The sequence below is a fragment of the Mesorhizobium sp. M7D.F.Ca.US.004.03.1.1 genome (assembly GCF_003998635.1).
In the GTDB taxonomy this organism is placed as follows: domain Bacteria; phylum Pseudomonadota; class Alphaproteobacteria; order Rhizobiales; family Rhizobiaceae; genus Mesorhizobium; species Mesorhizobium loti.
Window position 1 is genome coordinate 1 of the sequence record NZ_RZQG01001471.1, and the last position, 897, is coordinate 897.

Below are 897 nucleotides of genomic sequence, written 5' to 3' on the forward strand. Positions count from 1 at the left end.
GGGCCTGACGGACCGATTCAGTCGGCGTCGGCAACGGAGATCCGGCCGCCGGCCCAGTTGCGCCATTGCCGTTCGTCGCCGTGGAAGACGTTGAGGTCGATGCGGCCGGTGACGCCATGCGACAGGCCGGAGCCGGAATACTGCCAGAACAGCCATTTGCGGTCGGGATAGACCTTGGATGGATGCCGCGCCACGGCGCGCACCCAGAACGGATAATCGAGGAATTCACCCCTGAGATTGTCACGGTAGAAATCAGGCGCGGTGTAGATGATGGGCCGCTGGCCGTAATGGCGTTCCAGCTTGTCCATGAACACCTGCATCTTCTCCAGCACCTTTTCGCGCGACGGCCGCCGCTTGCAACTGGACTCGCCGTTCCACTCGACGTCGATCACCGGCGGCAGCGCGCCTTCGACCCTGGGCACATTGCGGATGAACCAGTCGGCCTGCTCGCCAGCCGTGCGACACCAGTAGAAGAAGTGGTAAGCGCCACGCTTCAGGCCAGCAGCGTCGGCATTGCGCCAGTTCTTCATGAACATCGGATCGAGATGATCACCACCGTCGGTCGCCTTGATGTAGGCGAAGTTGGCGCCCTGGACGCGCAGCTTGTCCCAGTTCACGTTGCCTTGCCAGCGTGAGACGTCGACGCCGTGCACGGCAAGGTGGCGGGGCGAACCCTTGCCGAAATTGATCGGCTTGGCATCGCGAAAACCATAGCGGGTGACCGGCCCGGCAAGCATCGGAGGCGCCGCGCGGCTCAAGAGCCTCGGCGGCGATACCAGGGCCGCCGGCTCGATTGAGGGCTCGATGCTGTCCGACGGTTCCGGCGCTGAAAGTGCCACCGTCTCTTCCTCCGCCAGACCGAAAGGCCGCGGACTTTCGTCCGGGTCATTCTCAGAC

General features: G+C 63.9%; 1 protein-coding gene. It reads right to left on the reverse strand.

All coding sequences use genetic code 11. The annotated features are described in order from the left end of the window. Positions 1–17: 17 nt before the first annotated feature. Positions 18–897, reverse strand: an 880-nt coding sequence (locus EN935_RS38035; protein ID WP_127374341.1) for a GH25 family lysozyme, incomplete at its 5' end; no start/stop codon positions are given.